Source organism: Mycobacterium sp. SM3041 (genome assembly GCF_039668335.1).
Lineage (GTDB): Bacteria > Actinomycetota > Actinomycetes > Mycobacteriales > Mycobacteriaceae > Mycobacterium.
On sequence record NZ_JAYXBQ010000009.1, the window covers coordinates 24,051 to 30,411 of the forward strand.

The window sequence follows — 6,361 nt, forward strand, 5'->3', positions numbered from 1 at the left end:
ACCTCGGTGCCACTACGAGAGCGTTACGACGATGCTGTGGGACTTGGCCAGCCCACGCCCGGGGAGAGGGGCGCCGGGTCGATGATCAGGGTGCTGTTGGTCGATGGGGAGCCGTCGCTGGCGAACCGGGTGAAGATGGCCCTGCACTACGAGGGGTGGGTCGTCGAGATTGCGCACAATGTCCGGGATGCGGTAGCCAAGGTCGCCGAGATGGAACCGGACGTGTTGGTGCTCGATGTCAGATTGCCCGGAGCCGACGGCTGGCAGCTCCTGCAGCGGATTCGCGAGACGCGGCGGTACACGCCCACCTTGGTTCTAGCGGACCGGGATTCGGTGACATGCCGGATGTCGGGAGCGGTCGGTGGTGCTGACGATTACATGTCCAAACCTTTCAGCTCAGAGGAGCTTGTGGCGCGGCTGCGCGGGTTGCTGCGCCGCGCCAGTCAGCTGGCGCCGGTGGCCGACGAAATGCTCACCGTCGGTGACCTGGAACTCAATAGCGTCAGCCGGGAAGTGACCCGTGCTGGTGAGCCGATCTCCTTGACTGTCACCGAGTTCGAGCTCTTGCGATATCTGATGCGCAATCCTTGTCGGGCGATCAGGCGCAATGAGATTGTCGACCGGGTGTGGAGCTATGGCTTCGGCGGCAAGCCCACAATCGTGGACCTGTACATCTCGTATCTGCGCAAGAAGATCGACACCGGACGCGAACCGACGATCCACACGGTCCGCGGTGTGGGGTACATGCTGCGGCCGGCGGTGCGCAGGGCTGAGACCTACGACGTGCGCGTCGGCACATCGCATGCTCCCTGGTAACGGCCCGGACGGCGCTGCGCGTGGCGGGCCGAACTCATTGGGTCCCCTGAGGCGTTAGGGCCATCGTATGACCGGTTGCCGATCATGCGTGGCGACCCATTTTCCAGTCGAAGCCGGCGTTGTCGGCGTGAGCGTATTCACACAGCAGCGTCCGGGTTCCTGTTCGAAGCCGTGCTCACCCAGAGCTCACCGCGCGGTGGACACCCGGCGCGCGCCACGGGTGACCTCGCGTTGCAGTGTTGGCGAAACCCTAAACGCACGACGCGCTCCGTGGCCGCTGAGGCGCGACAGGCGACATCGCACGTGTAGTCCGACGGCTCAAGGGCGGTTTCACAACACGCTATCGGGGTAGGCCCATCGGACCGTCCCCAGCAGAATGGAGCACACCAATGAGCACTTCATGCACGATCCTCGAAACCCATCCGCGCAGGGCCCCCGACAATCTCACGGCAGTTCTGGCGCAATGCCTCGATGCGTGCAGGGATTGCGCACAATCGTGCACCCAGTGCGCCGATGCGTGCCTCAGCGAGCCGTCGGTCGATCAGCTTGCTGTGTGTATCGCCGTCAACCTCGACTGCGCCGACGTGTGCGCTGTCACTGCGAACGTCAACGCGCGCCTGACCGGATTCGACTCGGAGTTGGCCAAAGCAATGCTCGCAGGCTGTGCGGTTGCCTGCCGGGTGTGCGGCGCTGAGTGCGAACGCCATGCAGCGCACCACCAGCACTGCAAAGCCTGTGCTGACCAATGTCGAGATTGTGAACAGGCATGTCGCGACCTCATCGCCGCACTGGGCTGATCGCAGCGCAAAGCTGCATGTCCCTGCGAATCCCGTTGCCACGACGTCCCATCGATTCTGTACGTTGACAATACGAAGGGCGCTGGAACGCCGACCGCAGGCGGGAGTCGGAGCTCGGTAGCGGCTCTTATCCGCGCCCCGCGCCGTTAATCGACGCGCCCTTGCGGCGCCCGGGCCGGGCGCCCTTGCGGCGCCCGGGCCGTTGGACCCACCACGCGGGCACCGACCACTGGCCTATGTCGTACGGCAGTATGTGGTGTCCCATGGCGGCGGGATTAGGGACTTTTGGCACTGGGTCCTCTTCGGAGTTGGCGCGACGCTGGTTGTAGCGGCAACGACAGGAGAACTACCGTGAAAACCCTATTCCGCCTGATGCTTTCATCTGGCGCCGCAGCCACGCTCGGCGCTGCGATCGCGCTCACTGCTCCATCGGCAGTGGCACAGCCACAGGAATGCCTGGAACCGTCCACCGGCGTTCACGAATGCACCTCGCCGGGCCACGCGCAGATCCACGTCCCGCCGCCGGCGCCGCCCAACAATCCCAACATTGGACCTGGCGGTGGACCTCCGCATTTGCCGTGGATAGGCTAGCGGGCGTGTCAACTCGTCGCCCCAGTGGCGGCGGCAGGGGCGGGGTGATTTCCTGACGCTCACGAAATCGGCACTACCCCTGGGGTTTACCCCGCTTTTGTGGACATCGTTGGGCGCGGTTAAGCGGCCTGGTTAAGCGATGTGAGAGCTGTCTGTCGACGGTTATCGGACTGACCATGCCGTGGCCGTTTTCCGGTGTTCTCGATCCCGTCGCTGACACCGAGAATCGACTTACAGCGTTGCAACGTATGCCGTTGGTAGTGCTTGGTTTCAGTGTCGATCAGAACGATTCTTGTCGTGCATTGTCACACTGGTGCGTCGGAGCGATAGCCCGATTCGAGATGAAGGTCGAGCGATCGACATGATTGGCGATGGTGACTGCGAGGTTGTTGCCGATGTTCGCCCGGGATCACCTGGGCGGGAATGGATTCGCCGCACGCCCGTACCTTTGCCGGGTGGATGCGTGCCAGCGGACTGTTGCAATGGCGGTGCGAGACACACGGCGATGCCGTCGGCGTAGCCGCACGTTTCAGCTCACTGGTGTCGAGGATGGTGTGATGACGCTGTCCTGCACCATATTCCACCAGGTGGCACCCTTCGGCCGTGTCGGGACTTCTCCGGCGGCTTACCCCACGCGGGCGATCCCGCGTGAACCTGTGGGCGATGGCGGCGAAGGGAAGGCTGGGTCGGTGGGCTTGGCCTCGGCGGCCACCGCAGCCGCTCGGGTGCTACGTCGACGGTCCTGCAGCACCAGGGCCGCGGCAATAGTCAGACACGCCAGGGCGGGAGGAATCAGCGCGTGGTCACCGATCCGGTTTCCGACCAGCACGCCCACTGCCGCACCGCCGACGAACAGTACCCCCGTGGCGGTCAGCACAGCGGCTTTCCACCTGTCCAGTCCATGACGGGAGCTGCGACCCACCAGTAGCCCGAGGTCGGTGATCGTTCCAGTAAAGTGCGTGGTGCGCACCGGCATCCCAGGAAAATTGGACGTCATCGCGTTTTGTAGTCCGCACGCGGCCGCGGCGAGTGCGGCCCTGGCGATCGGGTGCTCCACGCCCGCGGCGGCGACAAGCAAACCAGCCTCGGCCATCAAGATCACGGCGTGACGTGGGCCTACAACTGCGCTCCCGGCAGCGAGCACCTGACCCGCTGCCGTCGCGCCCAGGAAAAATCCGAACACGATCGCGGCAATCATGCGGCCCTGGTACATCAGCGGATACGTGCTGTGCATGCCCGCTTGCGTGGTCAATGCGGTGAGGTTGCCGACCGGAAACGCCCACACCAACAATGCCACCGAATTGATAAATCCGGCAATGCCGGCGAGCACGGCACAATACGCGAGCCGTGACGCCGACGAGACTGGAACGGTTGCCGTTGCGGCCATTTCACGCTGCCCTGTCACGTCGGTGTGACGGCCGTCGACAGGGTGCGCGGCCATTGACCTACGCACAAGCCGGTGTGCATTTCGAGTCCGCTTGGCTTGGTCACGAGCGCAGGACTAGGCGGCGAAACGCCCACCTCGTCAACGCCGGCGAATGTCTGCTCAATTGCTCGCTTCACATCCGCACCCTTTGTGGTGTGCGTGGAGTCATGTGGTACGCGTGGAGCAACGTGCTCCCCCTTCCGAGGTTGTGACTGACGTATGACGCCTGCATGCGGTCGCCGATTCGTGACGCCGAAACCCCGACCCCGGATCGGTCCTAGCGCGCGTTGCACCGCGCGGCCGGGCACCGCGCACCCACCGCCGGTGGGCCCGGCAGGGAGCCGGTACGGGACGGCGGCTGCGCCCTCGCCGCAGGCATCGAAACGAATCGGGTTTCGTTGACCGACTGCTGTTTTGGACCAGCCCCGGCCACATGTGCTGGCCAACAATGCCCACCCCGGGCCTCTGGCGCCCCCAGCAAAACTATGAAGCCACCGTCGATCTAGAAGGCGGCCGTGCCTGCCCGACGACAGGAGATCCTCAGCACGCCACGAACGGTACGCACAGATGCGGCGGCGGAGCCAGCGGAACGAACCCGTGACCGCCGCCACCATGCCCCGGCCCGCCATACCCCGGTCCACCGTGGCCGTGTCCACCATGGCCGTGTCCACCCCCGTGCGGCCGGTTGAAGCCGTAGTCGACGCTCGGGCCGGACCCCGGTGCCGCCAGCGCTGCAGCGGGGACCACACCGGCGCCCAGTGCGAGTCCGCCGGCGACGGCAACGGCGCCGATCAGCACACGAGTCGGACGAGGCACCTTTCGGTTTCGGATCATGTCGGGTCTTCCTTTCAGAGAATTCCACATGGGCGGCCGCCACATTGCGGCTGCACACCCCGTTTGTGCTCCAGACCGCTGCGCGCTCCGAAATCATCGGTAGCCCAGTGGGATACGCACATCGCGAGCAACGGCCTTGGCCTGACCGGTGCGGCTGGGTCGGCGCACCGGTACACGCACTGTTCATCGTTGAACCTCAGTACGTAGTTGTCACGTAGTTCATAGGGAACTCTAAAGGGGCCTGGATGCAGCGCGGGCAGGCCGCGGGTGAAGCGGACGCGCTAACACACCAATTACCAACACTTTTGACAGGTTGTCGCCGCCTTCGCGGTGTTGCGACGTGGCTGCGCCGATCTTGGTATGAATCCTCTATGCGTCCGTTCATCGCGATTGACGCGTGCAACACCGCAAAATACGGTCTAACTCAGTAACTGGATCACTGCACTTCTCTAATCCGTTACGAAGCAACCATATTGCGGCTGACAACGGATACATCCGCCGGGCCGCGATCTACCGGGAGGCAAACGCCGTCACCATCCAACGCATGTTCATGAACGCTCAACACGGGTCGCTCGGGTGGTCCCGCCCGCGGACACCACGGTCGGCACTGGCGGACGCGATCCGGCCACACCGTCTGCGCGTTCGTGGCCATAGGCGACCGAAGTCCGCGGTCAGCGAATCCTCCTGCGCTGGAGGCTAATACACACATCTGCCATTCAGGTGACGGGTATTCAGACCTGGTTCACCGACAGGCATTCCTACATCAGCAGCATGTCGCCGCATGGCGGCGCAGAGTCCGGCAGTCAAGGAGCAGACACATCATGAGAAGAACTGCAGGCATGTTCGCGCTCGGCGCGGCAAGTGTGGCCACCGTGCTCGTGCTGGGAACCGGAGCCGCCGCAGCGTCCCCGCCGTCGCACGGCTCGGCGAGCGAGACGATTGACCGGCTCCAATCGGAAGGCAACCGCGTCATCGTCAGCAAGGTCGGTGATGGCCCGATGGAACACTGCGCGGTCACCTCGGTGTCGCGGGTCAAAGCCACCCCCAACCTCAGGCCTACCCGCGGCGCGTACCCGCCGCGGGCAACGGTCTACGTCAGGTTGGATTGCGGCCCCGCGGCGGCCTAGGACAAAACTCGGCGCCGGCGCCGCAGTCGGGGAAGCACCGACGGCCTCTCGAATCCGGTCGACGTCGCTCGTCGCCAGCAGCGGTGCGCAGTTCGATCAAACCAAGGCCCAGAAGGAGACCATGAAGGCTTTCAGTCGGCTGCTGGTGGTGACCGGCGCGACGGTGTCGTCGCTATTGCTGGGCGCGGGCGCGTCCCATGCGAGCCTCGATAATGAGCAGAGTCTGGCCGACGGCCAGGATCGGACGTTGACGGTGCAGCAGTGGGACACCTTCCTCAATGGGGTGTTTCCGATGGACCACAACCGGTTGACACGTGAGTGGTTCCATTCGGGTCGGGCCAAGTACAGCTGCGCCGGTAAGGCCTGCGACGAGTTCGCCGGGACCTTGGAATTGGGTTATCAGATCGGCTTTCCGTGGTCGTTGGGTGTGGGTATCAACTTCGCCTACACCACGCCGAACATCCTGCTCGACAACGTGACGCCGGAGACTTTCTTTCCTGGTATCGGCATCGGTAACCGTTGGGGTGGCGTCATCACGCCGAACCTGTTCCCGGGCGCGTCGATCTCCGCGGACCTGGGCAACGGTCCGGGTGTCCAGGAGGTGGCGACGTTCTCGGTGGACGTGTCCGGCCCGGCCGGCGGGGTGGCCGTGGCCAACGCCCACGGCACCGTGACTGGTGCAGCTGGTGGTGTGATGGTTCGTCCGTTCGCCCGACTCATAGCAAAGACCGGCGACTCGGTGACCACGTACGGTGAGCCCTGGAACATGA

Annotated in this window: 5 protein-coding genes and 1 pseudogene; 3 read left to right on the forward strand and 3 right to left on the reverse strand. The window is 64.4% G+C overall.

Annotated features, from left to right (window positions below):
• Positions 1–75 precede the first annotated feature (75 nt).
• Positions 76–816 (forward strand): annotated as a pseudogene (locus VXD91_RS03935) (response regulator transcription factor); the annotation flags it as partial.
• A 398-nt stretch (positions 817–1,214) separates the two neighbouring features.
• Here the strand turns inward: VXD91_RS03935 and VXD91_RS03940 are convergent.
• The 3 genes from VXD91_RS03940 to VXD91_RS03950 form a co-directional block, all read right to left on the reverse strand.
• Complete coding sequence (locus VXD91_RS03940; protein ID WP_346414677.1) at positions 1,215–1,523, reverse strand: hypothetical protein; 309 nt, start codon at positions 1,521–1,523, stop codon at positions 1,215–1,217.
• Positions 1,524–2,829: 1,306 nt separating this feature from the next.
• Positions 2,830–3,591, reverse strand: coding sequence for a YoaK family protein (locus VXD91_RS03945; RefSeq protein WP_082762141.1), 762 nt, complete (start codon positions 3,589–3,591; stop codon positions 2,830–2,832).
• A gap of 579 nt (positions 3,592–4,170) precedes the next feature.
• On the reverse strand, positions 4,171–4,464 hold the full coding sequence (locus tag VXD91_RS03950; protein ID WP_138230745.1) for a hypothetical protein: 294 nt from the start codon (positions 4,462–4,464) through the stop codon (positions 4,171–4,173).
• A gap of 821 nt (positions 4,465–5,285) precedes the next feature.
• Here VXD91_RS03950 and VXD91_RS03955 point away from each other — a divergent pair.
• Both VXD91_RS03955 and VXD91_RS03960 read left to right on the forward strand, forming a co-directional pair.
• Positions 5,286–5,591, forward strand: coding sequence for a hypothetical protein (locus tag VXD91_RS03955; protein WP_138230746.1), 306 nt, complete (start codon positions 5,286–5,288; stop codon positions 5,589–5,591).
• Positions 5,592–5,712: 121 nt separating this feature from the next.
• A partial coding sequence (locus tag VXD91_RS03960; protein ID WP_346414678.1) for an MspA family porin occupies positions 5,713–6,361 on the forward strand: 649 nt, incomplete at its 3' end.